At 48.1% G+C, this 26,091-nt stretch carries 23 protein-coding genes; 14 read left to right on the forward strand and 9 right to left on the reverse strand.

Annotation, left to right across the window (positions count from 1 at the left end; translation table 11 throughout):
• Positions 1 to 75: 75 nt before the first annotated feature.
• On the reverse strand, positions 76 to 1,305 hold the full coding sequence (locus QFZ51_RS15160) for a DUF255 domain-containing protein (protein WP_429046895.1): 1,230 nt from the start codon (positions 1,303 to 1,305) through the stop codon (positions 76 to 78).
• 336 nt (positions 1,306 to 1,641) lie between these two features.
• Between QFZ51_RS15160 and QFZ51_RS15165 the strand changes: the two genes are divergently transcribed.
• Positions 1,642 to 2,568, forward strand: a complete 927-nt coding sequence (locus QFZ51_RS15165) for an AraC family transcriptional regulator (protein WP_429046896.1) — start codon at positions 1,642 to 1,644, stop codon at positions 2,566 to 2,568.
• Between the two features lie 108 nt (positions 2,569 to 2,676).
• On the opposite strand, the gene QFZ51_RS15170 is transcribed toward QFZ51_RS15165, so the two are convergent.
• Positions 2,677 to 3,714 (reverse strand): aldo/keto reductase, encoded by a 1,038-nt coding sequence (locus tag QFZ51_RS15170; protein ID WP_429046897.1) that lies wholly within the window; start codon positions 3,712 to 3,714, stop codon positions 2,677 to 2,679.
• 122 nt (positions 3,715 to 3,836) lie between these two features.
• Here QFZ51_RS15170 and QFZ51_RS15175 point away from each other — a divergent pair, with 122 nt between their 5' ends.
• The 3 genes from QFZ51_RS15175 (at position 3,837) to cfa (ending at position 7,518) form a co-directional block, all read left to right on the forward strand.
• Positions 3,837 to 4,793: a bifunctional helix-turn-helix transcriptional regulator/GNAT family N-acetyltransferase gene (locus QFZ51_RS15175; protein ID WP_429046899.1), complete on the forward strand. Its 957-nt coding sequence runs from the start codon at positions 3,837 to 3,839 to the stop codon at positions 4,791 to 4,793.
• 110 nt (positions 4,794 to 4,903) lie between these two features.
• The gene (gene fucP / locus QFZ51_RS15180; RefSeq protein WP_429046901.1) at positions 4,904 to 6,172 is read left to right on the forward strand and encodes an L-fucose:H+ symporter permease; all 1,269 of its coding nucleotides are present in this window, start codon (positions 4,904 to 4,906) and stop codon (positions 6,170 to 6,172) included.
• Between the two features lie 221 nt (positions 6,173 to 6,393).
• A complete protein-coding gene (gene cfa / locus QFZ51_RS15185; RefSeq protein WP_429046902.1) occupies positions 6,394 to 7,518 on the forward strand; it encodes a cyclopropane fatty acyl phospholipid synthase in 1,125 nt (374 codons plus the stop codon).
• A gap of 6 nt (positions 7,519 to 7,524) precedes the next feature.
• On the opposite strand, the gene QFZ51_RS15190 is transcribed toward cfa, so the two are convergent.
• Positions 7,525 to 7,983 carry an SRPBCC domain-containing protein gene (locus QFZ51_RS15190; RefSeq protein WP_429046904.1) on the reverse strand — a complete coding sequence of 153 codons (459 nt, stop codon included), beginning with the start codon at positions 7,981 to 7,983 and terminating at the stop codon, positions 7,525 to 7,527.
• A 388-nt stretch (positions 7,984 to 8,371) separates the two neighbouring features.
• Between QFZ51_RS15190 and QFZ51_RS15195 the strand changes: the two genes are divergently transcribed.
• Positions 8,372 to 9,319: a terpene synthase family protein gene (locus QFZ51_RS15195; protein WP_429046906.1), complete on the forward strand. Its 948-nt coding sequence runs from the start codon at positions 8,372 to 8,374 to the stop codon at positions 9,317 to 9,319.
• Here QFZ51_RS15195 and QFZ51_RS15200 read toward each other — a convergent pair.
• Positions 9,304 to 11,064 (reverse strand): hybrid sensor histidine kinase/response regulator, encoded by a 1,761-nt coding sequence (locus tag QFZ51_RS15200; RefSeq protein ID WP_429046908.1) that lies wholly within the window; start codon positions 11,062 to 11,064, stop codon positions 9,304 to 9,306. The two genes, QFZ51_RS15195 and QFZ51_RS15200, sit on opposite strands and share 16 nt — an antisense overlap.
• Before the next feature lie 375 nt (positions 11,065 to 11,439).
• Between QFZ51_RS15200 and QFZ51_RS15205 the strand changes: the two genes are divergently transcribed.
• The gene (locus tag QFZ51_RS15205; protein WP_429046910.1) at positions 11,440 to 11,808 is read left to right on the forward strand and encodes a hypothetical protein; all 369 of its coding nucleotides are present in this window, start codon (positions 11,440 to 11,442) and stop codon (positions 11,806 to 11,808) included.
• Positions 11,768 to 12,394, forward strand: coding sequence for a terpene synthase family protein (locus QFZ51_RS15210; protein WP_429046912.1), 627 nt, complete (start codon positions 11,768 to 11,770; stop codon positions 12,392 to 12,394). Before QFZ51_RS15205 ends, QFZ51_RS15210 begins: the two co-directional genes overlap by 41 nt.
• On the opposite strand, the gene QFZ51_RS15215 is transcribed toward QFZ51_RS15210, so the two are convergent.
• Positions 12,391 to 14,118: an ATP-binding response regulator gene (locus QFZ51_RS15215; protein WP_429046914.1), complete on the reverse strand. Its 1,728-nt coding sequence runs from the start codon at positions 14,116 to 14,118 to the stop codon at positions 12,391 to 12,393. The genes QFZ51_RS15210 and QFZ51_RS15215 overlap by 4 nt on opposite strands.
• A 243-nt stretch (positions 14,119 to 14,361) precedes the next feature.
• On the opposite strand from QFZ51_RS15215, the gene QFZ51_RS15220 reads away from it, so the two are divergent.
• The gene (locus tag QFZ51_RS15220) at positions 14,362 to 14,865 is read left to right on the forward strand and encodes a low affinity iron permease family protein (RefSeq protein WP_429046916.1); all 504 of its coding nucleotides are present in this window, start codon (positions 14,362 to 14,364) and stop codon (positions 14,863 to 14,865) included.
• A 52-nt stretch (positions 14,866 to 14,917) separates the two neighbouring features.
• Positions 14,918 to 15,919, forward strand: a complete 1,002-nt coding sequence (locus QFZ51_RS15225; RefSeq protein ID WP_429046918.1) for a glycosyltransferase — start codon at positions 14,918 to 14,920, stop codon at positions 15,917 to 15,919.
• Here the strand turns inward: QFZ51_RS15225 and QFZ51_RS15230 are convergent.
• Together QFZ51_RS15230 and QFZ51_RS15235 are read right to left on the reverse strand one after the other, a co-directional pair.
• Complete coding sequence (locus QFZ51_RS15230) at positions 15,916 to 16,920, reverse strand: glycosyltransferase family 9 protein (RefSeq protein ID WP_429046920.1); 1,005 nt, start codon at positions 16,918 to 16,920, stop codon at positions 15,916 to 15,918. The genes QFZ51_RS15225 and QFZ51_RS15230 overlap by 4 nt on opposite strands.
• Positions 16,917 to 18,314: an MmgE/PrpD family protein gene (locus QFZ51_RS15235; protein ID WP_429046922.1), complete on the reverse strand. Its 1,398-nt coding sequence runs from the start codon at positions 18,312 to 18,314 to the stop codon at positions 16,917 to 16,919. The genes QFZ51_RS15230 and QFZ51_RS15235 overlap by 4 nt, the downstream gene beginning before the upstream one ends.
• 83 nt (positions 18,315 to 18,397) lie before the next feature.
• Here QFZ51_RS15235 and QFZ51_RS15240 point away from each other — a divergent pair, with 83 nt between their 5' ends.
• The 5 genes from QFZ51_RS15240 to QFZ51_RS15260 all read left to right on the forward strand — a co-directional run bounded on the left by QFZ51_RS15240 (position 18,398) and on the right by QFZ51_RS15260 (position 23,355).
• On the forward strand, positions 18,398 to 18,655 hold the full coding sequence (locus QFZ51_RS15240) for a hypothetical protein (protein ID WP_429046924.1): 258 nt from the start codon (positions 18,398 to 18,400) through the stop codon (positions 18,653 to 18,655).
• Positions 18,656 to 18,961: 306 nt separating this feature from the next.
• On the forward strand, positions 18,962 to 20,227 hold the full coding sequence (locus tag QFZ51_RS15245) for a glycosyltransferase family 4 protein (RefSeq protein WP_429046926.1): 1,266 nt from the start codon (positions 18,962 to 18,964) through the stop codon (positions 20,225 to 20,227).
• Positions 20,224 to 20,808 carry a D-glycero-alpha-D-manno-heptose-1,7-bisphosphate 7-phosphatase gene (locus QFZ51_RS15250; RefSeq protein ID WP_429046928.1) on the forward strand — a complete coding sequence of 195 codons (585 nt, stop codon included), beginning with the start codon at positions 20,224 to 20,226 and terminating at the stop codon, positions 20,806 to 20,808. Before QFZ51_RS15245 ends, QFZ51_RS15250 begins: the two co-directional genes overlap by 4 nt.
• Positions 20,792 to 22,270 carry a D-glycero-beta-D-manno-heptose 1-phosphate adenylyltransferase gene (rfaE2, locus tag QFZ51_RS15255; RefSeq protein ID WP_429046930.1) on the forward strand — a complete coding sequence of 493 codons (1,479 nt, stop codon included), beginning with the start codon at positions 20,792 to 20,794 and terminating at the stop codon, positions 22,268 to 22,270. Before QFZ51_RS15250 ends, rfaE2 begins: the two co-directional genes overlap by 17 nt.
• A 5-nt stretch (positions 22,271 to 22,275) precedes the next feature.
• Complete coding sequence (locus tag QFZ51_RS15260) at positions 22,276 to 23,355, forward strand: glycosyltransferase family 9 protein (RefSeq protein ID WP_429046932.1); 1,080 nt, start codon at positions 22,276 to 22,278, stop codon at positions 23,353 to 23,355.
• 4 nt (positions 23,356 to 23,359) lie between these two features.
• On the opposite strand, the gene QFZ51_RS15265 is transcribed toward QFZ51_RS15260, so the two are convergent.
• The gene (locus tag QFZ51_RS15265; protein ID WP_429046934.1) at positions 23,360 to 24,346 is read right to left on the reverse strand and encodes a glycosyltransferase family 2 protein; all 987 of its coding nucleotides are present in this window, start codon (positions 24,344 to 24,346) and stop codon (positions 23,360 to 23,362) included.
• Positions 24,347 to 24,353: 7 nt separating this feature from the next.
• Positions 24,354 to 26,072, reverse strand: a complete 1,719-nt coding sequence (locus QFZ51_RS15270; protein WP_429046936.1) for a carbamoyltransferase family protein — start codon at positions 26,070 to 26,072, stop codon at positions 24,354 to 24,356.
• Between the last annotated feature and the right edge of the window lie 19 nt (positions 26,073 to 26,091).

The raw sequence follows: 26,091 nt of genomic DNA on the forward strand, positions 1-26,091 counted from the left end.
CTAAAAAAAATCAAAAAGTAAAAATCAAAGTAATCAGTATAATCAGCGTAATCAGTGAGAAAGACAAAACTCGCTCTATTCCCAATACTTCTCGCCTTTCTTCATTTTCTCCAGCGTGGTCTCGTAGTTTTTCTTTTCGTCGCCACTGGCTTTGTTCAGGGCTTTTTCTTCCCATGCGAGGGCGTCTTCTTTTTTACCGGATTTATACAGCAGGTTAGCGTAAGTGTCCATGAATGCAGGTACTTCGTTGTCTTTGAATGAGCGTTTACTCCATTCCAGGGCCTGTTCTATGCATTGCATGTCGTTGCATTTTTCGAAGATGGTCCAGGCATATTCATTCAATGCCTGGGGATCAGCTTTGTGGCCATATTTTTTCATATAGGCAACAATGTTAGCCACGGCATTATCAGCATCTTTTACGTAGCTGAAGTATTGTACTTTGGTTTTCAGGAGCAGCTCCTCCGCGAAGGAAGGATATTTTTTTGTCAGGCTGCTTTCAAGGGTAGCCCAGTCGGGTTTGCTGCCGTCTTTCTTCATCAGCTGCGGGTACACTTCTTCCTGTGCTACAATGCCCATTACTTTTTCTTCGGCCTTACCGGCGCCCAGTACTTTATTTACTTTATCGGCATGGTGCAGGAACATATCAAATCCTACATCTTTACTGCTATTGGTAAATTTGGCGATGAATTGGAGGTTTACAGGTGTGTAAAGATCTTTTTGCTTGGCAAGATATTCTTTGGAAATAAGAGATGCATTTTCCTGGTCATATTTATTCAGTGCCAGCAGTGCCATCTCGCGGAGGAAAGCGGTATCCTTTTTCCCTTTTTTATAAAGGTCCAGCTGTGTGTAATACTGTGTGGCCGGGTTCAGGGAAGCAGCGCATCTTTCAATGAACTGGTCTGCTTCGGCGCCACCTATCTGGCGGTCAACAATATGCCCGTCGGGAGCAAATACCAGGAAGGTGGGATATGCACGGATGGCATAATCCTTTTCAATTTGTTTGGCGGCAGCATACCAGCTTTTTACTTCTTCATTGTCTTTGTCCGTTTGATCCATCTGTACCTTTACGCTGATGTATTTATCATTCATAAAGCTGCCTACTTTTTCCTGCGGGAAAATATTGGCCGACATAAACTTGCAGGGACCACACCAGGTAGTGAAGCAGTCCATAAAGATGTATTTGTTTTCAGCTTTGGCTTTGGCCTGCACATCGGCCCAGCTGCTGCCATGCTCGAAATGAATGCCTTTGTCCTGCGCTGCCGCCAGCAATGGCAACAGGAAGGCGAGGAGGAGTAATTTTTTCATAATGCTGTTTGTTGGTTTTGATTAGTAGGCTCTAATTTAATGCAGTTCAGGAACAAAACCGGGAGAGATGCCAATTAATTTAACAGGATAAGTTGGTGTAACGGTACTAATTGCACAAAAAAAGCTGTCCGGTGGGACGGCCTTTTTTGTGCAATTAGTACTTAACCTGGTGGATGTTATTTGAGGGAAAAAAGATGGTTTCCGTCCACGAAAACCCAATATGGTGAACATTCGGCATCCAGTTGCAAAATTTCGTATTTATCTTTAGCACATTCGTACCTGTTTTTCTGAGTTCGGTTAAATTATACTAACTTGTTGTAGCTAAAAACATTAGCCATGCCGGTAAAACATTTTGTACAGCCGATAGACCTCACGCATCCGAAGCAACTACAACGCCTGGTGGAGAACAGGCGGGTCTATAACCTGAATAGCTGTGAACTGAATATATTTGAAAGTTATCAGCAGGATTACCGGGTGCCCCTTACTTTCGGAGATTTCGTTATTACCAGCATGGTGCAGGGAAAAAAGATCATGCATCTTTTCGATCAGCCCTCCTTTGAATACCAGCCCGGGGAAACCGTGATTGTACCGGCCAACGAAACCATGGTGATCGACTTCCCTGAAGCCTCTGCAGAAAACCCGACACAGTGTATTGCGCTGTCGGTGGATGAAACCTATATCCGCAGCACCCTGCAATATCTCAACGAATACTATAACAGCCAGTATGCCGATAAAAACGACTGGCGGCTGCAATTCAACCAGTATCACTTTAATAATGATGCAGATCTCACAGACCTGATCAATAAGTTAGTCCGCATCTGCCGCAGCACCGATCTTTCCAGGGATATTTACGCCGATCTCAGTATAAAAGAACTGCTGGTCCGCATCCTGCAAAGCCAGCACCTGCAGCTGGTGGCAGATGAAAAGGATACCAACAGTAACAGCAGCAGGCTTCATTTTGTGCTGCATTATATCAATGAGCACCTTACTGAAAATATTTCAGTAGATACGCTTTGCCGGAAGGCTTACCTGAGCCGCAATGTCTTCTTCAAATGGTTTAAAGACCAGTTTGGAATTACGCCCCTGCAATATATAAACAGGGAAAGGCTGAAGCTGGCGAAGCAGTTGCTGGCAGACCGCAACAACAGCGTGAGCCAGGTGAGTATGCTTTGTGGTTTTAATGATACCAATTACTTTATCCGGCTTTTCAGGAATGCGGAAGGAGTTACCCCCGGCACCTACCAGCTGATCTGCTCCCGCTGATATTTTCTTTATAAAGATATTGTTCCCCTCCTGGTCAGGAGAAAGCTTTATGCGTACTGCCAGCGGATAAAAAAATGCGGGGGGAAACGATCCCCCCGCTAAAAAGTATTAATAGAAAACAGGTGGCGGATTCAATGTGAGGTTTTGCTGCTGATGCCAGTAAGGATAAATGGTAGGTATGTCACTCGCGGCATCCAGCTTTTTAAGCTGGCCGGTAGTGAGGTTCCAGCCGGTGGCGCCAAGGTTTTGAATCAGCTGTTCTTCATTACGGGCGCCGATAATAATACTGGACACCGTGGGGCGTTGCAGCAGCCAGTTCAGGGAGATCTGCGCCACCGTTTTGCCCGTTTCGGCAGCTATTTCATCCAACGCATCGATGATGTTGTAAAAGACATCTTCCTTCACCACGGCCTCGGGTACAGGGCTGCCTCCCTGCGCTATGCGGCCATGCTGTGGCGGCGGACTATTACGGCGGTATTTACCTCCCAGTCTGCCTGCCGCCAGCGGCGACCAAACAATTGCGCCCACTTTCTGGTCCAGGCCCAGCGGCATCAGCTCCCATTCATATTCACGGTTGGCCAGTGAATAATATACCTGGTGCGCCACATAGCGGTTCCACCCGTATTTTTCCGCGATGGCCTGCGATTTCATCAGATGCCAGCCGGAGAAGTTGGAGGCGGCAATGTAGCGTACCTTGCCGCTTTGCACGAGATCATCCAGCGTACGCATGGTTTCTTCCACGGGTGTGTTGCCATCGAACCCATGCATGTGATAAATATCGATATAGTCTGTTTGCAGCCGCTTCAAACTTCCTTCTATCTGCCGCAGCAGATGAAACCGCGAAGAACCCTGGTTATTGGGACCCTTTCCGAAAGGGAAAGTGGCTTTGGTGGAAATCAGCAACTGATCCCGCTTGCCGGCAATGGCTTTTCCGAGAATTTCTTCCGAAAGACCGTCAGAATAAATGTCGGCAGTGTCGAAGAGGTTTACGCCTGCATCCAAACAAAGATTCACCATGCGCGTGGCTTCATCCGCCAGTGTGCTGCCCCAGGCTTTAAAGAAATCATTACCGCCGCCAAAAGTGGCAGTACCGAAACTCAGCACCGGTACCTGTAAACCGGATGCGCCTAATTGTCTGTATTCCATCAGCTAAATTTTATGACCGTTTGTTATAAAAATATAAAGATCGGGGAAAAGCCGCAGGCTTTATTTGTATTTTCATCAGTATTTTCTATATTTGCGTAACTGATTACGTAATTTATTACAATATGGAATTCTTCAATAAAACAGGCAAGGTAGCGCTCGGAAGCAGGCTGCGCATGCTCACAGAAAAGATCACAGAAGATGCCGCAAAGATTTACCAGTTGTATAACATCGACATGCAACCGAAGTGGTTCCCGGTATTTTATGTATTATCTGTAGGAGAGGAGAAAACAATTACAGCCATCGCAAAAGAAATTGGTCATTCCCATCCCTCGGTAAGTAAAATTATTGGTGAAATGGGGAAGAAAGGACTGGTAGTAGAGAAAAAAGACAAAACAGATGGCCGTCGTAATATCGTCAGTCTCACTAAAAAAGGACTGGACATCACCCTCAAAATACAGGACCAGCTCACAGACGTGAACACCGCTATAGAAGCCATTTCTGCCCAAACCACACACGACCTGTGGAAAGCAATGGAAGAATGGGAGTACCTGCTGGAACAGCAGTCGCTGCTCAGCCGTGTAGTGGAGGCACATAAAAAAAGAGAAGCAGGTAAAGTAACCATCGTGGATTACCAGCCCAAGTATAAAGCGGCCTTTAAAGCATTGAATGAAGAATGGATCTCCAGGTGGTTTAAACTGGAAGCAGCAGACCATAAATCACTCGATCACCCGGAAGAAAATATACTTAAAAAGAACGGTCATATTTTCGTTGCGCTTTACAACGATGAACCGGTAGGGGTTTGTGCATTAATAAAAATGGACGACCCGGACTACGATTATGAATTGGCTAAAATGGCGGTATCTCCCAAAGCCCAGGGAAAAAGCATTGGGTGGCTGTTGGGGCAGGCTATCATTGCGAAAGCAATATCACTCGGCGCCCGGAACATTTACCTCGAAAGTAACACCATCCTGAAACCGGCTATCAGCCTGTATAATAAGCTGGGATTTAAAAAGATTGCCGGCAGGGCAACGCCATACGAACGTTGCAATATCCAGATGGAGCTGATATTACCCGCCTGATTTAACCGGCAGATGATTGGAGTTTATAAAAATGGAAATGTATATTAGCGCTTCGGATGCATGCGCAAACCATCATTCCACGTTATAAATAAAATTTAAAAACTCTGATCATGATATCACCTGACTCCCTGGAACAGGAAGCCTTAGAAACCGCTAAAAATACCGCGTCCATACCCGCAAAATTCACGGAGAATAAATATGTCATCACCCTCATATTCGTGACGTCCCTGTTCATGTGCTGGGGAATCGCATTAACCATGGGAGATGTACTGAATAAGCATTTCCAGAATGTACTCGGATTATCCAAATCCCAATCCGGCCTGGTACAGTTTTCTATCTTCGGCGCCTACGCACTGATGGGCATCCCGGCGGGGTTGTTTATTAAAAAGATGGGATATAAAAACGGCGTGTTACTGGGGCTCACCCTGTATGCCCTGGGCGCCTTCCTGTTTGTGCCTGCAGCCAATGCAGGCTCGTTTGGTATTTTCCGCATCGCCCTTTTTGTACTGGCCTGCGGGATGGCTACCCTGGAAACTGTGGCGCATCCTTTCATGGCGGCTTTGGGAGATCAGCGCACCAGTGATCAGCGTATCAATTTTGCACAGTCGTTTAATGCAGTAGGCGCCATAGTAGGCCCAACGCTTGGTTCCTACTTCCTCCTCAGCGCAGGCCACGATGCAGGCAGCGAATTGCTGTCTGTAAAACAATTATACATTTATATCGGGGCAGTGATCGCAACGATCGCTATTGCATTTGCAATGGTGAAAGTACCGGCGCTCACAGATCCGCATGATGGCCCTTCAAATACGGGAGGCGCCGCTGGTGTCCGCAAAAAATTATTCCAGCAGAAACACTTTGTGTTCGCCGTAGTGGCCCAGTTCTTTAACGTAGCCGCACAGGCAGGTACCTGGGCCTTTTTCATCAACTACGGACATGAAGTGATGCGTTTCTCTGATCAGAAAGCGGGTTACTTTATGACGGTGTTTATGGGTATGATGCTGGCCGGCAGGTTTGTTGGCACGGCACTGATGCGTTACATCGCGCCCAATAAACTGCTCGCTGCTTTTGCACTCGGCAATATTCTCATGTGTATCCTGGTGGCGCAGGGCTGGGGCTGGACCTCCTTCATCGCCTTGCTGATGATCAACTTCTTCTTCAGCATCATGTATCCTACTATTTTCAGTCTTGGTTTAAAAGATTTGGGCCCGCAAACTCAACAGGCTTCCTCTTTCATCGTAATGGGAATGTTTGGCGGCGCCATATTTCCTTTTATCATGGGGCGTATTGCAGACACAAATATCGCTACTGCCTACTACCTGCCTATCATATGCTACGTGGTTATTTTCCTGTTTGGATATAAATTATATAAACTCAGATAACGGGTATCCGTTAGCGTTATACCTTACCCGGGCTGCTGTTTGTTCAGCAGCCCTTCTTTTTGCGCAGTGCCGGTTATGCTTATCGCTGAACCCGGCAGCGATGGCAGCACCGGCAACAATGCGGTGGTTACCGTCAGCTCTGATGAGTTTTAAACGGGTAAAGCCCGCTAAACAATGATATGCCGGCAGGTGTTATTACCCAGAACCAAAACCACCCGGCAATGCTCCACAAGCCTGAACATATAGTCACCCGTTTGCTGGCAGCAGCAGGTATTGCTGTAAATGGCCCTCATTCCTGGGATATCACCGTTTATGACCCTTCTTTTTATGCGGATGTATTGGGCCGCGGCTCACTCGGACTGGGAGAGTCATACATGCAGGGATGTTGGGACAGCCCGCAGCTGGATGAATTTTTTCACCGGGTGTTACGTGCCGGCGTCGACAACAAGCTTCCTGAAAGTATTGGCTTTAAAACAGATATCCTGCTCGCACGTCTCCTGAATTTGCAGTCGCTGAAGAAAGCATATCATAACAGCCATCGTCATTATGATACCGGCAACGACCTGTTTGAAGCCATGCTCGACAAAAGAATGACGTACACCTGTGCTTTCTGGGAAAATGCTGCTACGCTCGACCAGGCGCAGGAAAATAAGCTGGACCTTACCTGTCGCAAATTAAACCTGCGGCCCGGCATGCAGGTACTGGACATTGGCTGTGGCTGGGGAAGCTTCGCAAAATTTGCCGCAGAAAAATACGGAGTGCAGGTAACCGGTGTTACTATCTCTACCGAACAGGCCGAACTGGCACGGAAACGCTGTAAAGGCTGGCCGGTCAACATCCGGCTGGCAGACTACCGCACACTGAATGAGCCTTATGATGCCATTGTATCGTTGGGCATGTTTGAACACGTGGGGTATAAAAACTACCGGCGCTATATGCAGGTAGTCCATCGCTGCCTGAAAGATAAGGGACTGTTCCTGCTGCACACCATCGGCGGCAACAGCGCCCATGCATTTACCGACCGGTGGCTGAACAGGTATATTTTTCCCGGGGCCATGATTCCCACTATCCGGTTAATAGGGAAGTATATTGAGGGATTGTTTGTGATGGAACACTGGCAGAATTTCAGTGTAGATTATGATAAAACTTTAATGGCCTGGTACGCTAATGTTTCCAGGAATTACGACCAGCTGAAAGCAAAATATGATCATACTTTTTTCCGCATGTGGAAATATTATTTGCTGTCCTGCGCCGGCTCCTTCCGTGCCAGGAAAAGCCAGCTATGGCAAATTGTATTGTCGAAAAACGGCGTGCCGGGCGGTTACCGTATCATCCAGCCTGTGTAAGTGCGATTATTGTTCTGCTTTCATATAATCAAACGCTCCTTTTCTCAGGTTAATATTATATTCCAGGTAAGCCTTCAAACAGGCAAGGAAATTAGCCCAGCCTTCCGTATTTCCTTTCAGCCATTTAATCCCTTCTTCATTATTTTCCATATTGCCTTCAGTAACCTTCACCAGGGTAGTATGCCCGAATCTTTCGGAAAACAGGATGTCTACCTGCAGCTGATGGTCTTTGGCCCCTTCCCACTGGAAGGAGATGAGCGCGTCTTTTTTTACCTGCAATACATTTACGGGAACAACCGTATCAAACTCGGGAAATTTCCAGATCACCTGCTTTCCTTCTTCCATAGGGCCTGAGCCGGTGGCGATAAAATAGTTGGACATTTTCAACGGATCAATAACCGCGTCAAAAACTTCGGAGATGGGTTTTGAGATCTGTATTGTTGCGTTGGTTTGTAATGGTGCCATAAGCTGCGGTTTTGAGTGAAGAAATGGATAATAAAGTTACAAAAAAGAGGCCATCCGGGCCGGGTTGCGGCGTTGCAGCCCGCTACGGTAGCCGGTTGCTGAGATAGCCTGTAATGCGCCTCCCTCCCTTGTACTGCATTGCCCCTTTGCCGCGGCCTCATCCCAAAATCCAATCCACGCAAATGGGTGCTTTTTTCGTAATATTAGTTTGTCCAATTTAGCTTTTTGGACCAATCTTCAACGACAGGTAACATCATAATATAAATCCGGGCTTTGTCTGTAGAACATGGTAATATTTGCAAACTGGTTGTTGTATCCGCACTGAATAACCATTACTACGCTTAATATTAGATCATCAATCTTTTATTCACTTTAAAAATTAACATTTATGTCAAATGCTTTAACTTCCTGCGTCACTATCCCGGGAAAGTCTAAGATTAATTCCTGTTTTCAGGATGTTCAGAATGATACCTTGAAGTGGGTACAGCAATTTGATATTGCCCCAAAATTTAAACCCCTTAGTTGGTACTCCAAAGCCCGTTTCGGGTTCCAGGCAGCCAGGGAATACCCTGATGCCACCTATGCCCAGGTAAGTCTCGCCGGAGATTTGCTGTCCTGGCTCTTCACAGTAGACGACAGCTGCGACCGCGGCTCTGCCGACGCAGCAACTGCATTGGAAATGAGACGTCAGCTGGAAATATTCATCGCTATCCTTAATGATGAATATATTGAGGACGATAATAGTCTTAGTATGGCCCTGAAAGATATCCTGCATCGCTTCAGTGCCATCAGCAGCCCCTTCTTATACCGCAGATACTGCATGCACATGACCGACTATCTCAATGAATGTTTCTTTGAGATCGATATGCAGATAGATGGACTCATGCCGTCCATCGACCGGTATTATAAAGAACGGCCCTACACAGGGTTCTATATCATGTTTCCATTGGTAGCCATTTTTGAAAAACTGAACCTGCCGGATGAAGTATATGATCACAGTATTATCCGCGAAATAGAACTCATCTTAAATCTGCTCGGTTGCCTTTCCAATGATTTACATTCTATTGTCCGTGAAGCAAAACTGGAGAAGCCGGGGTTTAACCTGATCTTTATCGCCCAAAAAGAACTAGACCTGGGCAGGGACGAAGCGGTGCAATATGTAATCAATGAACACAAAGCGCACCTGCTCCGGTTTGAACAACTCCGTGCGCAACTTCCCTATTGGGGCAGGGCCGTTAATGAGCAGGTAGACCGCTACATACAGGGCTTATATACCATCGTAAGAGGTTACGACGACTGGGCCGTGATTGATACCGGCCGCTATGAAAATATATGATGAGGCAAATACTTTGCTAATTCAAGGTGTAGGTCGCTGATGAAAACCGGTTTCGTTATGAAACCGCAGGCGCCTGTTGCCAGCATCTCATCTTTCAAAAAGGCATCTCCTGAAATGATCAGTACGGGGATGCCTTTTAATTCAGGATCATTTTTTATGTACTGCAACAAGTTCCTGCCATCAAAGCCCGGCATATTCAGATCAGAAATAACCAGGTTGGGCTTTTCGGTGCGGATAACACCGGTCACCAACGCAGGATCTTTGCATAATACCGGGTCTATCCCCATTTCCTTCAGGAATTTGATCAGCAATTCAGCGCTCAGCAGGTCATCTTCAATGATCACCACTTTCCCGCCTATAAAGCAGCCATTCATAAATTTAGGAGGTAGCTGTTGCCTGGTTTTTCCCACGCCTGCTTCATAAGGGATATTGAAGGTAATGGTAGTGGTAAAAGGAGAGGAGGGATCAATAGGGGCCAGCGCAATTTGTCCGCCGAAAAGACTGATCAGGTGCCTGGTAATAGACAGGCCCAACCCGGTGCCTTCAAGCTGTTCGCGCTTTGATACAAACCTGTCGAACATTTTGCCGGCAATGTCCGGATCTACTACTCCCTGGTTCTTTACCTTAAAAATGATCTGGTCCGCACTTTTCGTGCAGCTGAGATGGATCATGGAGTTACCGCTGGCAAACTTCACCGCGTTCGAGAGGATATTATTCAGGATCTTGGTTAATAAAAGAGGGTCGCTGTTGATGGGGTCACCCAGCTGCCTGTCGAACGCCATCTCAATTTTTATCCCCCTGGATGCTGCCAGGTAACTGTTAACCGCTATACAATGAGATACGCAGTCCTTTAAACTGATGGCCTCCTTCATAACGGAATAAAAATTTCCCGATTCAATCCTCGACATTTCCAGCACATGATTAATGACATTGCGCGCTAAGTAACAGGAGGCAAACAATTGGTTAATTTCCTTTCTTTCGGCCATGGAGTATTTGGACTTCCGCAATTCAAACAACTGGCCGATAGAAAAAATGGCATTCATCGGCGTACGGATCTCGTGAAATACCTCCCGTAAAAAAATGCTTTTCCTTTCAGATGCCTCCCGGAGCTGCTGCGCAGAAGCAATCAAACTCCTGATCTGCGCCACATAAGACATCATAACGCATAATATAAATACCAGCAGCGCCACGGTGGTCGACCACTTCATGGTTAATGATACGTCAGGCGAAAGCTGTATCGGCTGGATGAAGTTATAATGGGAATTGGCCACCATCCACGCGGCAAATACCACCGTTGCGGCTATACAGCCCAGCAGCGCCCCGCTTCTTTTGTACAGGAAAAAGGCAGAACTTAAATGGAATATAATGATGGTATTGAATGCCAGCAGTAGCTCCAGGGAAATACTTGACCCCAGTACGGTAGACCAGTAAGCAATAAAGATAGCATTGGTACTCAGCATGAGTAAGTTGGCATTAAAATATTGCCGGACCTGGTTTAACCGGATAACTGCCAGAAAACTAAGCGTCTCCAGCGGAATCCCGATTAAAAAGAACACCGAATTCTTAAGAAAATAAAAATAACTGCCAACCCCGACAACCAGCGCGCTTAACACAATGGCCATCGCGTTGATGATAATAACAGGACGTTTTTCTTCCGCTTTATCAAAATGCTGGGTTCCGGCAAAAACAGGTTTGATGAGTGTGGCTGTAATGGTAGCAGCTGTAGGATAGATACCAGTTCTCATGTATAGTTATTTAGAGGATTAGGCAGTAGATTTCTTTGGGTTAAGGTAAATCTAGCCAGATATGCATCGGAATGAGTTAATTGAATGTTAATATAAGCATATTTTTTTTTGAAAAAAAGAATATCACGTTATATAAAGTGAAAATATGTTTGGTCCGGACCTGGTAAGATATATAAACCCTAAAACCTGGAAAGCCTTTCGCTAAAACATTTTTACAGACTTTTGTCGTAGTGTATTCGCTCATCCTTGCCGGCTGACCCGCGTACTATACTCAATATCTGAATGTCAACCATTTATCCATTTTGATGCCCTTATCCCGGTAAAACCCGGCGGGTTCCGTATGCAGATTCTTTTCACATAATAAACATTAAAAACATGGAAACACAAGCCCTCTACATTCCTGCCCTGGAATTTCCAACCCCTTCTGCCATAAGCCCGCTTGCAGAAGAAGTACAGGTACACACTTTTAAATGGGCCCATGAATTCCGCCTGGAATCGCCCGAAAAACTCAAACGGTTTAACAAAGGTAAATTCGGCTGGTATGCCGCCCGGGAATATCCCGCCGCAAACTATGAAGAACTATGCCTGGTGGGAGATCTGATCACCTGGCTGTTTACCATCGACGACAAATGCGACCGCTTTTTCTTCTGGCACCCTGGAAGGCGCCTGGCTGCGCAGTATGTTGAACGGCTTTATCGCTATTATGGAACACCGGGAAAGCACGGTAGAAACACCCCTGAATGATGCACTCATCAACATCCGCACCCGCTTCCAACATCTCAGCCCGCCATTTCTCTATTCCCTGTTCTGCAAAGAGATGGTGTCCTATTTTGAAGAATGCCTGTGGGAAACAGAAATGCAGGAAGGAGAATATAGCCCCAGCATCCGGGAATATCTCCAGTGGAGACCCAAAACCGGCTTCTATATTATGTTCCCGCTGGTAAGCATCTTTGGGAAAATTGATTTGCCGGAAGAAGTATATGAACACTGGCTGGTAAAAAAAATAGAGCTCCTGCTGAATCTCACCGCCAACCTGGCCAACGACCTTCACTCCCTGGAACGGGAAAGGGAACTAAAAACGAAAGGACTGAACCTCGTACTGATCTATGAACAGGAACTGGGTATTTCCCTGGAGGAAGCCATTCGGCAGATCTCGGATGAATACCACCGTAATTTGCTTACACTGGAGGAGCACCGCGCCAGCTTGCCTTTCTGGAGCGGGGAGATCAATGCGCAGCTGGATGTGTACATCGACGGATTGTACATCGCTATCAAGGCTTATTTCGACTGGGCACTCATCGATACCGAACGATACAAAAGTAAAGTTTAGGCTTTTACAGATTTAGCCGGGAGATGCTTCATCATTTCAGCATACAGGTCCTCAAAAGAAAAGGGCTTATTAAAGAAAGCGTTCGCGCCTGCCTTTAAAAGCTCCTCGCACTCATTACTGTACTTGTTGAAAGCATCTCCCGATATAACGATAAACGGTGTATCAGCAAACGAAGGAATGGCCCGCAACTGCAACAGGAATTCCCGGCCATTCATCACCGGCATCTGCGAGTCAGTGATAATGATGTCCGGCTTTTCCACCAGTACAGCTTCCAGCGCCTCTTTCCCATTGCTGCACAACAACGCCCTTGCACCTCCTCTGGTCACAAATTTTTCGATTACATACCGGTTCATCTCGTTGTCATCCACAATCAACACCTTCATCCCCTCAAATTCGTCTTTGCTGATGTCAAATTTCTTTTCGATGGCCGCCTCCGGATGCGCAGCGCGGAAAGGAATAAAAAACTCGAAGATGGTATGATGGTCTTCGCTGACCACCCCGATACTGCCCTCCAGTAAAGTGATCAGCTGCTGCGTGAGGTGCAGGCCAATGCCGGTTCCCGATGTAATGTGGTTCCGCTCCGACTCATAAGGAAGAAACAATTTTTCCTGCCGCTCGGGAGATATCTCCCCTTCATTTTTAACACGGAAACAAATCTGGTGATCATCCCGGAAAACGCTGATCACCACCTGCCCGCCGGGGGAAGAAAATTTCACGGCGTTGGAAGTCAGGTTATTGATGATTTTAATCAGCACGATTTCATCACTCTCTATAAATTGCTGCGGTAACTGGTAGTTTAATACAATACGGACATGCTGCAGGGCGCCGGTATACTGGTTCATTGCCATACACTGCTCAATACAATCCCGCAGGTGAACAGCCCCCAGCTTGATTTCAAAAAATTTGCCGGCCTCGATCCGTTTCAGATCCAGTACATTGTTTACAATGTCCCGCGATAGCTGTCCCGCACCCAATAAATTCTTCAGGTCCGGTCCTATTTCCTCCATGATGGGCTCCTGCTTGTTTTCCTTCCGCACCATTTCCAGCAACTGTGCAATGCCGTAAATGCTGTTCAACGGCGTTTTCAGCTCATGAAATGTTTCCCGCAGGAAAGCAGCATTTGTTGCCAGCACTTTGTTTGATTTGCTGAGATCATCCATGAGCCGGATGATCTCCTTCATAAACTCGAAGATCACGAACAAGATGAAAGTAATCATACCTCCGGTGGTACAAAGCCGCATAATATAAGCAGATGTGGGATGGAGGTCTATCGGTTTAATGAATCCGAAAAAAGTATTCACCTGGGTTACCACCAGCAGCATGGTAATGGCCAGCAATAAACCTATTCTTGCCTTGTGACGCTTATATACCAGGAAAGAACCGCAAATAAGGAAGATCAGTAAAAAGACAATCACCACTTCAATCGGGATGGCATTACCTAACAGAATTGTCCAGTAACCCGCCGCTATGTAATGGATGGCAAACATGCTGAAGTTGGCGCTGTCCCTTTTACCCATACCGTTTAATACAATAACCGCAAGCATTCCGATACCCTCCAGCAATAACGGCAGCAGGATCAGTAAACTGTGGACCAGCAGGTAAAAGACTCCTCCAAGTATAAAAACAAGCATACTGGTTAGAAATGCCAGGGAATTAATAATGAGGATGGTACGCTTTTCTGGCTCCGTGGAATATTGGGTGCCAGCGTTTTTAATAATATTCAAAATATGCATGCGTCATTTTTGAGGGTAGTAGGCGTAGAAAAGGTGTTCATTCTGGTGTGTCTTCCGTGGTAAATTCAAACCAATATACGAATTACTGGTAACATACGTGAAAGACGCGGTATAGCAGGGGATATCCTGTGGCGCCCCTGGGTCACATTGTGGCGGAAAACCCGTTTTATCCCCTCAAAAGCGCTGGTGCAAAAGTTGTATGGGAAAAGAAGAGAAACCAAACCTCGCAATGTTATGAAAGCGCTTACTGACAAGAAACCCAAAACTATTTTCTTTGAAACAATGGCCACAAAGGTCATCGCCGCCACCGGTAGCCCCTGGGCCTTTTTTGTAGCCCTGGGGGTGATCATTTTATGGGCGGTCAGCGGACCCGTATTCGGCTACTCCGATACCTGGCAGCTCGTGATCAATACCAGTACCACCATTATCACTTTCCTGATGGTATTCATTATCCAGAAGTCGCAGAATAAAGACGCCAAATCAGTTCAACTGAAACTCAATGAACTCATTGCAGCCAACAAAACAGCCAGCAACCGGCTGATTGATGTGGAAAATTTATCAGAAGAAGAACTGGATGTGCTGCACAAATACTATTGTGTGATGGTGGAAGAAACAAGGAAAAGAATGACCATGACAGAATCCCACTCCGTGGAAGAAGCGATCGGAGACGCATTGAGTAAACATGAGGAAGACCTGCTGTCCCGCAAAACGTCCAAAAAGAAAGCGCCCCGGAAATAAAATGACCATTGTTTTGGTGTTATTCTTGATGACTTCCATAAAAAAACAACTTATGCACCATGTCGCTGAAAAACTGAGAATATTTACCTGGCATGTACACGGCAGCTACCTGTACTACCTGTCCCAGGGCAACTATGAACTGTATATTCCGGTGAAGGAAAACAAAGAAGAAGGGTATTATGGCCGGGGAGCAACATTTCCTTTCGGCAATAATGTACACGAAATTCCTTTCGATGAGGTAAAACATTATACATTCGATTGTATCCTGTTTCAATCGGAAAAAAATTACCTCACTGATCAGTTTGATGTATTATCCGCTACGCAGCAACGGCTGCCGCGTATTTACCTGGAACACAACACGCCATCGCTCCACCCGGTGAACCAGTCGCATGTAGTGGATGACCCGATGGTGCTGCTGGTACACGTCACGCATTTCAATAAACTGATGTGGGATAATAATCGTACGCCCGTTACCGTTATCACACACGGGGTTACGGATTCTCCTTATCCTTATTGCGGCGATCTTCCTTGCGGACTGGTAACCATTAACCACCTTCGGCAACGCGGCCGCACCCTCGGATGGGATATTTACGACCAGGTAAGCAGGCTGGTGCCGCTGGACCTCGCCGGCATGGGTAACCAGGAAGGGGTGGGAGAAGTGCTGCATCCCGATCTGCCTGCTTTCCGGAGCAGGTACCGGTTTTATTTTCACCCGGTAAGACACACCAGTTTAGCGCTGGCAGTTTGTGAAGCCATGATGCAGGGAATGCCGGTGGTGGCGCTGGCTACCACGGAACTGGTAACAGTTATTAAAGATGGCGAAAATGGCTATATCCATACAGATGTGAACTACCTCACCGAAAAAATGCAACTGCTGTTAAATGATCCCGAACATGCGATGCGGCTGGGAGCGCGCGCAAAGGAAACCGCCAATGCCCTGTTTAATATCACACGCTTTACAACAGAATGGGAGCAGGTGTTCCGTCAGGTTACCGGCGTGGCGTGGCAACCTGAAAGCCTTTTTTCCGCCGTGCCTGCACTCAACGGACACTAAGCCCGGTGGTACACCCGGGCATCTGTACGCTCCAGCAGCTGATCTGCTTTTATCAGCATCCGGTCAAAATCATTGTGGCGGGTCCAGTCGGTGGTACAATGAAGATGCGTATTCAACGGCGCCCAGCGATGCGGTTCGCCATCCATGCTGATGATCACGCTGGGAGTTGCCGTGGCCGCTGCAATATGCGATACGCCCGTGCAGTTGGATACCAGCGCCCTCGATTTTTTTATCAGCACGGCCATGCCTCCTAAACTTAGTTCTCCGGCAGTATCCACTGCGGGGAACCGCATATAGCTTTTTACGGCCAGCGTCAATTCGCGCTCCTCATTACTGCCGGTGAGTACTATTTTCCAACCCTGTTCTGCCAGGTGGTCGGCAATTGCGGCGAAGTAAGGTGGAGGCCATTGCCGCCACGCTGCCCGTGAGCCGGGATGCACACAAATATACCGGTAGTCCTCACACGGTAATTGCAGGCTCCGGAACGAATCCCGGTCGGCGGTAGTCAGCGGAAATTCAAGATGTGTGCCCGCTTCTGGTATGCCCAGCTGCTTCAGCAGGTACAGGTGCCGCTCAATTTCATGGAGGTCTTCCGGATATGGAACAAACATCCCGCTTTCAGGAACGGTACCTTTGGGAGAGAACCCACCGGTGTATTTCGCTCCCATCGCCAGCACCAGGGGGTTCACCAGTGTGCCGTTGCCCTGCATCTGTAATACCAGGTCATACGATCGCTTTCTCATGAGACTCATAAATTCGCTGAAAGCGACCGGGTCATGCGGTTGCTCCGGCAGCCCGGGATAGCCGGGAAATACCACCATCTCATCTATGTAGTGAGAGAACCGCTGCCGGAAAGTGTTGGCCCACGGTAACCCTATCAAAGTGATATGCGCGTTCGGAAACGCCGCCCTGAGCGCACGGAAGGCCGGTACTGCACATAAAAGATCGCCCAGCTGTAAGGCCCTTAAAATAGCGATGCGTTGAATATGGCTGGTTATCATGACTTAAAAATTAGCTGTAACAATTGTTGGATGCTGCTGTGTTCAAGGTCTTGTATCAATGCCACAATCTGCTCACCGGTGCTTTCGGATATCCGCCCCTGCGTGAGCCTTTTGAATTTTTCCTCTGCATCTTCCCAGGTGAAAGGTGTTGTATAAAATCCTTTGTATGCTTCTTTTTCCGCTTTAAATATTGTACCATCTTTCATACGGATGGCTACACTACTTTTAAGCTTATCAGGATAAGCGGCTGTGTAAGGATCCAGCAAACCCGCTACCTTAACCGGTTTATGCAGCGGAAATGCGGTATGGGTGGTTACGTTCTGCAATAGTTGTTGTACATCTGTCCGGGTAATCCGTTCAGGCGAAAATTGTTCCGGCGTTACTTCACCATCCAGCAGGGCCACGGCAATTACATAAGCCATACTATGATCTGCCTGCTCTTTGGTATGCACCAGCGTGCGGTTGCCATACTCGCCGCCACCAACAATATGATAAGCCGTGAGAAAGGTGGTTACTTCCACCTGCCGGATGTCAGCCGGGTTAATCCGGTGCTGTTCCCTTAATTCCACAGCAGCGGTAATAGCAGATTGGGTATGTACTTCCGCATTATAAGTTTTCAAACAACAACGTGGGATCAGTTCAAACTGGTCTTTAGACCAGTCATACTCCAGCTTCATCCCGTAAATAGCATTAAATCCCTTTTCGGGGATCTCAAACAATTGTACAGGCCCGGTAATGTCTTCCTGTGCCAGCACACAGATCGTCATACAACCTTCATTCACAAGAGAGGAAGCCAGCCCTTTCCACTGGGTGGTATAAGAAGCACGCGAGGTCACCAAAGGATGATAGCTGCAGCCGGCAATACCTAAGGCATTCATCATTTGCGGCACCGGCATTTGCAGCAGCTTCGCAATTCCGGCAGTGGCGGAAAACGCCAGCAGCGTGGTATGGTCATGCCCGCTGATCATTACCGGCAGCTGCTCGGTAAGCCGGCATTCCATTTCATAGGCTACGGCCATCGCAGCGAGGAAGTCGGCGCCACTGATCTCTTTTACGTGGCAGGCGGCTAACAATGCACCAATGTTATCACTGGGGTGACAGGTAGATTCCTTGGCCAGGAAGTTATCCATAAAATCCGGGTACCTGATCAGCGTGGTATAATACTGCGCAGCGAGGTTAGGAGGCAGTTGTAACGGGAAGTCAGCCGCTTGTATACCAGACAACCTGCTGAGCCCCTGCGCTACTTTTTGTGGAAGATCTTCCCGGGTGGAGAATATGAAAGAAGCCATGCTGTCGAGTAAATGTATCTTCAGCTGTTTTGTAATCGCCGCAGGCAACGAACTGAATCGGATGCTGTCTGCGTATTCCGCCATCATTTTAATCTGGTTGCTCATACTGTTTTTTAACAGATGCTAACGGCCAGAAACATGCCAGTTGTACTGGTGCAATACTTGTGGTTATTTCATAAATCTTTGTTATGATACAGCATCTAAATGCCACTGTAAATGGCCGTTCATATTCGCTGGACATTCAGCCGGACACTTACAACGGCCATTCCGTGTACTACTTACTGAACGACAACCTGGGTGAACTGTTTCATCATGCTGTGCCTGATAACCTCATGCTGATGGAAAACGGGGATGGCTTTACCTGTTCTCCCAGGCTTACGGAAATGGAAGGCGGGTACATTGTTCAACAGATATGGGAGGCCATACAACAGAATAACAGATCGTAGCAAAAAAAAATGGATGCTTAAATATGCATCCATTTTTTTTAGAACCATATGGATACTTTGTAGAGATTAATGCTTGTTGTGTGAATTTTATTCTATCCCGGAAACGCCCCAACGCCCGATCTTGCTATATTCTACGCCAGCAGGCTGTTTTTCTTTGAAGCGCTTTACAACACAGGCGTTTGAATCGGGCTCAGGAAATCCGGTTGCCGTGCCGTTGAAAACGCTAACCTGTTCACATTATCCGGTTGGTGCTATTATTGATTTTTTTGAAAGTAGCATTCAACTAATTCGATAAAATCTAATAGTATGAAAAGGATAGCATTTATCAGCGAGCATGCTTCTCCACTGGCCATATTGGGCGGAGTAGACGCAGGCGGACAAAACGTGTACGTGGCGGAACTGGCAAGACAGCTTACCCAGAAAGGTTATGCGGTAGATATTTTTACCCGCAGGGAGAACCGTGATTATCCCCGCTGCTTACAATGGCGGCAGGGAATCAGGATCATTCATGTAGATGCAGGTCCGCCGGAAGTGATCGAAAAGGAAAAGCTGCTGCCCTATATGGCTGCCTTCAGAGAAGACATGCTGAGATTTATGAAGGAAGAAGAAATCGACTATCAGCTTATACACGCCAATTTCTTTATGTCTGCCCTGGTGGCAATGGAAATAAAAGGTTTATTACGTATTCCTTATGTAGTTACTTTCCATGCCTTAGGTCATATCCGGCAATTGTTCCAGGGAGAAAATGACCGGTTCCCGCCGGAACGGCTGGCTATAGAGGAACAAGCCATGCTGATGGCAGACGGTATTGTGGCCGAATGTCCGCAAGACCGGGAAGATTTGCTGAAATACTATGATGCACCGGCAGATAAGATTGCTGTTATCCCATGTGGCGTAAACCTCGAAGAACTGTTTCCTATAGATAAGCAACTGGCCCGCATTATGCTGCGGCTACCCAAAGAAGAAAAAATACTGCTGCAGCTAGGCCGTATCGTTCCCCGTAAGGGAATCGACAACGTCATCCAGGCGTTATCAAAACTGAGCTGCCGCCAGCATAACATCCGGCTCATTGTAGTGGGCGGCGACGCCAATCCCACCCAACATAATCATGAAGCCCAGCGGCTGAAAATGCTGGCAAAGGAACTAGGCGTAACGGCCGGTATTCAGTTTGCAGGACATAAAAACAGGGATGAACTGAAGTACTATTACTCTGCAGCAGACCTCTTTATCACCACACCCTGGTACGAACCCTTTGGTATCACCCCGCTGGAATCCATGGCCTGCGGAACGCCGGTGATTGGCGCTAACGTAGGTGGTATCAAATATAGTGTAGCCGATGGCGTTACCGGTAAACTGGTACCACCGAAAGATCCGGAGGCATTGGCTGCCGCCGTCAGCCAGCTGTTACAGGCGCCTGAGAAATTAAATGAAATGGGAGAGCAGGCAGTAAGAAGAGTACGCAAATTGTTTACCTGGCAGCAGGTAGCCTCCAGGATGCACAAACTTTATGGTGAGGTGTTGGCGCGAAGCAGCAGGAGAAGTGAAGCAGATACCATAAAAAGAGCAGTATGAAAAAAGCCATATTCATTGATAAAGACGGCACATTGATCCATGACGAACCGTACAACGTAAACCCTGAAAAGATAACGCTGGAACCTTTTGCAGGAGTATCTCTGCGGAGATTAAGGGAAGCGGGCTTTGCACTGATCCTGGTGTCCAACCAGGCGGGTGTGGCACACGGCTATTTTCGCGAAATTATGTTGGTAGGTGTTTTTAATTACATCAACAGCCTGCTGCGTGATGAAGGCGCCTGGCTCGACGGATGTTACTATTGCCCGCATCACCCGGAAGCCGCACTTAAACGATACCGGGTTAACTGCCAATGCAGGAAGCCTAACGCCGGTATGATCCTGGGCGCAGCCAAAGATCACCACATTCACCTGCCCTCGTCCTGGATGATAGGCGATATCCTCAACGATATAGAAGCAGGCAACCGGGCAGGATGCAAAACCCTGCTGCTGGATAACGGCCATGAAACCGAATGGCGGATGGATGCCAGCAGGACCCCGTTATACCGGGCAGACTCCTGGCCGGCGGCGACAGATATTATTATCGAACACTCAAAGAACCCTGTTTATGGACTTACTTATTAAGCAGATTTGTGCAGCAGAAAAAAAGCTATCCGTACTGGTGATAGGAGACCTGCTGCTTGATGTATATATGAAAGGAGAAAGTCATCGTCTTTGCCCGGAAGCCACCGCACCGGTGGTGGAGGTCAACAGCCGGCAATACGCCCCCGGCGGGGCCGGCAATACGGCTATCAACCTGGCTGGCTTTGGCGCGGAGGTTACTTGCCTCGGCATCACCGGAAATGACGCAGCAGGCCGGCAGATACAGCAACTTCTCAGCAGGCATCACATCAGCCCCTTACTGTTCTCACCGCCTGAACGGCGCACGATCTGCAAAACCCGCCTGTTGGCAGGCACACAGTTGATCGCGCGGTATGATACGGGTACGGAAACAACTATCAGCCGGGAAACGGAAGACCAGGTGATTGACCAACTGGAACGGATATACGCCGGCTTCGACGCCGTACTGCTGGCAGATTACCAGAAAGGGTTGTTAACGCCCCGCATCATCACTGCCCTGGAACGCCTGCAGCAACGATACCAGCCGTTTCTTGCCATAGATGCAAAAAACCTCACTGCTTACCGGGACCTGCATCCGTCATTGGTAAAACCTAACAGCGATGAAATTGCCCGGCTGCTGCAACTCCGCCTCAACGGAACAAACAGGCTGGACATCCTGCAACAGGCCGGGGAGGAAATATTCAACGCCACCGGCGCACATATTACTGCCGTAACGCTGGATGAAGCCGGGGCACTGATCTTTGAGCGGGACCGGCTATTGCTGCATACACCCGCACAAAAAATATTGCATCCACAGGTATCCGGCGCCGGCGATAGTTATATCAGCGCATTTACGGTAGCGTGCCTGCATGGGGCTGATGCCCCAAAAGCGGCTGCAGTAGCCGGCATGGCCGCTGCCATTGCCGTTAGCAAAGCTACCACTGCTTTTTGTACATCCAAAGAATTGCTGGCCGCCGCAGCGCTCAATGGTAAGGTGCTCACGGATACGGATACACTTGAAGCGCTGGGGAGTTTCTATCGCAACAACGGCAGCAAAATAGTATTTACAAATGGCTGTTTCGATATCCTCCACAGCGGTCATGTTAATTACCTCTGCCGCGCAAGGGAACTGGGCGATGTGCTCATTGTCGGGATAAATACCGATGAAAGCATCCGCCGCCTGAAAGGGAGCGACAGACCCGTGAACACCCTCGCAGAACGGATGCAGGTGTTGTCTGGTCTTGGGGCAGTAACGCACATTGTACCTTTCGGGGATATAACAGATGACACACCCGCTGCACTGATTGCAGCTTTGCGGCCGCAGGTGTTTGTAAAAGGAGGAGATTATTCACTGGAAGATTTGCCGGAAGCCAGGCTGGTGGAAGAGCAACACGGGGAGATAGTACTGCTGCCACTGGTAAAAGACCGCTCTACCACCGCTATTATCAGGAAAATATCCGACCGGCAACTATCACATCCCGCTTAATAGTTATGAATATACACTGGAACGACTGCAAGAAAATCCTGTGCATCCGCCTCGACAATATGGGCGACCTCCTGATGAGCACACCGGCTTTCCGGGCACTGAAAGAGTCTTTTCAATGCCACCTGACCTTGCTCACTTCCGCCGCCGCCGCCCCGGTAACAGCCGACATACCGGAAATAGACCAGGTAATTGTATTCAATGCGCCCTGGGTAAAACATGATCATGTGGCTACGCCGGAAACCTACCAGCAACTGGTGGAAACCCTGCGCAAAGAACATTTTGATGCGGCGATTATTTTTACGGTATACAGCCAGAATCCATTGCCTACGGCTATGTTGGCTTTTGAGGCAGGCATTCCTTTAAGGCTTGCCTATTGCCGCGAAAATCCTTACCAGCTGCTTACACACTGGATCCCGGATGAGGAACCGCTGCATACCGTCCATCACCAGGTGGAACGCGATATTAACCTGGTAGCTTTTACCGGCGCGAAAGTGATGAGCACAAAGCTCTCCCTGCAAACGCACGAAACGCACTGGCCGGCCATCATCAAAAAAATGAGACTGTATGGCGCCGACCACCTCAAACCCTGGATCGTGATACATCCAATGGTGCAGGACGCAAAGCGCCAGTATAATTTTTATAAGTGGGTGGAAATAGGTAAGCAGATCATTGCACATCATCAGTGTCAGCTACTGATTACCGGCAACACCGGTGAAGAAGCAGATGCAGAAGCGCTGAAAGAAGCCATTGGTGAGGGCGCTATCAACCTGGCAGGCACATTGTCTGTCGCTGAATTTGCACTGCTGATCCGTAAAAGCCCGTTGGTAATTTCTGTAAATACGGGAACGATCCATATCGCTGCAGCTACGGCTACGCCGGTGATTGTACTGTATGCATTAACAAATTTGCAGCACACGCCCTGGCGGGTAAGAAGTGAAGTGTTATATTTTGATGTTCCCCCATCGCTGCAAAGTAAAAATGTATTGTTGCAATATGCTTATCAACAGATCCCTAAGCATCAACTGAAAAAAGCAACCGTGGAAAATGTGTTGAAAGCGGTAAACAAACTGCTGCAGCCGGTTTAATTACTCACAGGAAGAATGCCCGGTATTTAATGCTGCCATAAAAATGCCAGTAAATAGACAGTATGGGAATAAAGGCAGAAGTATACAGCATCTCCAGCATATGCGATGGCTGACGGCTGGTATGTAATAACCGCTGACCTGTGAAATACAGCCACGTGACTATCCAGCAACCCAGCAATAGCGCCGCGACAGGTAAATTTCCCAACAATAAGCAAATCATAAATGCCAGCAGGCTGCCGGCCATAATGTAATACTTCAGCGGGGGCGATTGCTTGATCCTGGCCTTATAAAAGGATGGGTATTTCCTGAAAAGTAACGCATTGAAAATACCCTTGCGCTGGTCCCATAGGCTGCTTCCCCACGAACTTTTACGCACGGGATGAACTACCCGCGCCACCGGCAGGTAACGGATAGGAATGCCATGCCGGAGAAAGTTAAACTCCAGGTCGCTGTCTTCCCGCCACGCCATCGTAAACCGTTCATCAAAACCTCCTGTCAGCTCCAGCGCTCTTTTAGTACATGCACAGTTGGCTGTAATAAATTCAGCTTCGGATAAATGAGCGGTATTGTACGCGTGATCTGTGATCGCGCCGGGTTCGGGCATTGGCACCACCACTTTGCCGGTGTAGGCCACCAGGTCTTCGTCCTGCCGGTGGTGCTGCCAGATACGGTTCAGCCATTCGGGGTCGGGCCGGCAGTCGTCGTCAGTAAAGGCAATGATTTTTCCGGCCGCATTTTTCCATCCTTTGTTCCTGGCAGCCGCCGGGCCTCCTTTATGCTGCAGGCTCAGGTACTTCAGCTGCAACAGGCCGGTGGCTTTCCACGAGGATACCACCTTTCTGGTGGCAGCATCCGGACCATCGCTTACCACGAGTACTTCAAAATCCGCCCTGTCGAAATGCTGCCGCGCCAGCGCATGAATACATTCCATCAGCAGCTCCGGTCTGCGATAGGTTGGAATCACTACGGAGATCTTTATTTCTTTCTTCATCTGTTATTTATTTTTCAACCAGGAAGGAACCTATTACCAGTGCATCAAAAGGCGACGACCAGAAACATTCCAGTGCATCCCGGGGGGTACATACAATAGGCTTACCCAATGTGTTAAAAGAAGTATTGATTAATACCGGCACACCTGTTTTCTTTTTGAACGCCTGTAAAAGCTGGTAATAAGCCGGATGCTGGGCTTCATTTACGGTTTGGATACGTGCGGTGCCGTCCACATGCGTAACGGCCGGAATAAGGGACTGCTTGTCTTTTCTCACCGGGTATACAAACAACATATAGGGCGATTGCTTCGCTCCCTCAAACCATTCAGCGGCATCTTCTTCCGTCACCACCGGCGCTACCGGCCGGAAATCCTCCCGGTCTTTCACTTCGTTCAGGCGGGCCTGCATATCCTCATGCAGGGGAGAAGCCAGAATGGAGCGGCTGCCCAGCGCCCTCGGACCGAACTCCATCCGGCCCTGGAACCAGCCGATGATCTTATCATCTGCCAGCAATTGCGCGGTTTCTTCTGCTATGTTATCCAGCTTGCGGTAGGGTGTTTTAGTCCATTTTAAAAACTGTTCAATTTCCGCATCTGTATAAGCCGGACCCCAGTAAGCATGATCCATTACAAAATCCTTTCCTTCCGGATGCCGCATCCGCGCATCCAGCCACAGGGCAGCACCCAGCGCAGTGCCGGCATCGCCGGCCGCCGGTTGTACCCACATGTTTTTAAAGATGCCTGCATCGCGGATAGTGGCATTCAATACACAGTTTAATGCTACCCCGCCGGCAAAGCACAGGGTATCGCTTTGTGTTTCCCGCTTCAGCCAGGAAGCCAGCGAAAGCACGCTTTCCTGCAACACCTGCTGCATGGAATGTGCAATGTCAAAATGATGCGTAGTGAACGGATCATTTTTCCGCCGCTTAGGACCCAGGATCTCTGTCAGGTCCACATCCTCAATCTGGTACTGCCCATTATCAGACAAGGAAATAATATCGCGTAACGCATTTACATAAACAGGTTTGCCGTATGATGCCAGCGCCATCACCTTGTATTCATCAGAAGAATGAAGAAACCCAAGATGAGTAGTAATTTTTTCGTACAGGAGTCCCAGTGAGTGTGGCATATTTACCTGGCTGATCCTCTCCAGCGCATTGCCGGACCCGGTACTGAAAGTGGTGGTAGCCCTTTCCCCGCGGCCGTCTATCGTCATTACAGCCGCTTCATGATAGGGAGAGGGAAGAAAAGCGCTGGCAGCATGGCAGAGGTGGTGGTCGATATGATGCCACTGCCCGGGGTTACTGTTACCCTGATAAAAACTTGGCTGCAGGTGATGCGGATAACCATCATTCAATTGTCCCCTGGCATTAACAATGGCCTGCAGAAATAACGGATCCCAGGGCGATTGCCACTTTTCCGCGGTAAGTGTTCCCGCCGGAAATAAGGGCAGTTTTATCTCTTCTTTGTTGGCAACTTCCGGCTCCATCAACTGGTACGGATCAAAAGAATAGGCAAAGTGATCTACATCGTTGATATGAATGCCGGCGGTACGCAAACAATAATCAATGGCATGAAAAGGCAGCTCATAGGCTGCAAATGGAATGGGTCTTTTTCCGTGTTTGATATGGGTAAACCGCTCGTCTTCTACCGCTGCAATCAGCTGCCCGTCTTTGACCAGGCAGGCAGCTGAATCATGGAAAGCGGCATTTATACCTAATGTATACATCTCCAGAAATTAAAATGAA

The organism is Chitinophaga sp. W3I9 (assembly GCF_050434025.1).
GTDB lineage: Bacteria > Bacteroidota > Bacteroidia > Chitinophagales > Chitinophagaceae > Chitinophaga.

What these genes read in the sequence shown, in the direction of transcription:
- QFZ51_RS15170 (WP_429046897.1), bottom strand. Translation starts at nt 3,714, where the DNA reads ATGGAATACAGACAATTAGGCGCATCCGGTTTACAGGTACCGGTGCTG.
- cfa (WP_429046902.1), top strand. Translation starts at nt 6,394, where the DNA reads ATGCTCCACAAGCCTGAACATATAGTCACCCGTTTGCTGGCAGCAGCA.
- QFZ51_RS15190 (WP_429046904.1), bottom strand. Translation starts at nt 7,983, where the DNA reads ATGGCACCATTACAAACCAACGCAACAATACAGATCTCAAAACCCATC.
- QFZ51_RS15195 (WP_429046906.1), top strand. Translation starts at nt 8,372, where the DNA reads ATGTCAAATGCTTTAACTTCCTGCGTCACTATCCCGGGAAAGTCTAAG.
- QFZ51_RS15205 (WP_429046910.1), top strand. Translation starts at nt 11,440, where the DNA reads ATGGAAACACAAGCCCTCTACATTCCTGCCCTGGAATTTCCAACCCCT.
- QFZ51_RS15225 (WP_429046918.1), top strand. Translation starts at nt 14,918, where the DNA reads ATGCACCATGTCGCTGAAAAACTGAGAATATTTACCTGGCATGTACAC.
- QFZ51_RS15230 (WP_429046920.1), bottom strand. Translation starts at nt 16,920, where the DNA reads ATGATAACCAGCCATATTCAACGCATCGCTATTTTAAGGGCCTTACAG.
- QFZ51_RS15160 (WP_429046895.1), bottom strand. Translation starts at nt 1,305, where the DNA reads ATGAAAAAATTACTCCTCCTCGCCTTCCTGTTGCCATTGCTGGCGGCA.
- QFZ51_RS15220 (WP_429046916.1), top strand. Translation starts at nt 14,362, where the DNA reads ATGAAAGCGCTTACTGACAAGAAACCCAAAACTATTTTCTTTGAAACA.
- QFZ51_RS15200 (WP_429046908.1), bottom strand. Translation starts at nt 11,064, where the DNA reads ATGAGAACTGGTATCTATCCTACAGCTGCTACCATTACAGCCACACTC.
- QFZ51_RS15245 (WP_429046926.1), top strand. Translation starts at nt 18,962, where the DNA reads ATGAAAAGGATAGCATTTATCAGCGAGCATGCTTCTCCACTGGCCATA.
- rfaE2 (WP_429046930.1), top strand. Translation starts at nt 20,792, where the DNA reads ATGGACTTACTTATTAAGCAGATTTGTGCAGCAGAAAAAAAGCTATCC.
- QFZ51_RS15165 (WP_429046896.1), top strand. Translation starts at nt 1,642, where the DNA reads ATGCCGGTAAAACATTTTGTACAGCCGATAGACCTCACGCATCCGAAG.
- fucP (WP_429046901.1), top strand. Translation starts at nt 4,904, where the DNA reads ATGATATCACCTGACTCCCTGGAACAGGAAGCCTTAGAAACCGCTAAA.
- QFZ51_RS15240 (WP_429046924.1), top strand. Translation starts at nt 18,398, where the DNA reads ATGATACAGCATCTAAATGCCACTGTAAATGGCCGTTCATATTCGCTG.
- QFZ51_RS15250 (WP_429046928.1), top strand. Translation starts at nt 20,224, where the DNA reads ATGAAAAAAGCCATATTCATTGATAAAGACGGCACATTGATCCATGAC.
- QFZ51_RS15260 (WP_429046932.1), top strand. Translation starts at nt 22,276, where the DNA reads ATGAATATACACTGGAACGACTGCAAGAAAATCCTGTGCATCCGCCTC.
- QFZ51_RS15265 (WP_429046934.1), bottom strand. Translation starts at nt 24,346, where the DNA reads ATGAAGAAAGAAATAAAGATCTCCGTAGTGATTCCAACCTATCGCAGA.
- QFZ51_RS15235 (WP_429046922.1), bottom strand. Translation starts at nt 18,314, where the DNA reads ATGAGCAACCAGATTAAAATGATGGCGGAATACGCAGACAGCATCCGA.
- QFZ51_RS15175 (WP_429046899.1), top strand. Translation starts at nt 3,837, where the DNA reads ATGGAATTCTTCAATAAAACAGGCAAGGTAGCGCTCGGAAGCAGGCTG.
- QFZ51_RS15270 (WP_429046936.1), bottom strand. Translation starts at nt 26,072, where the DNA reads ATGTATACATTAGGTATAAATGCCGCTTTCCATGATTCAGCTGCCTGC.
- QFZ51_RS15210 (WP_429046912.1), top strand. Translation starts at nt 11,768, where the DNA reads ATGGAACACCGGGAAAGCACGGTAGAAACACCCCTGAATGATGCACTC.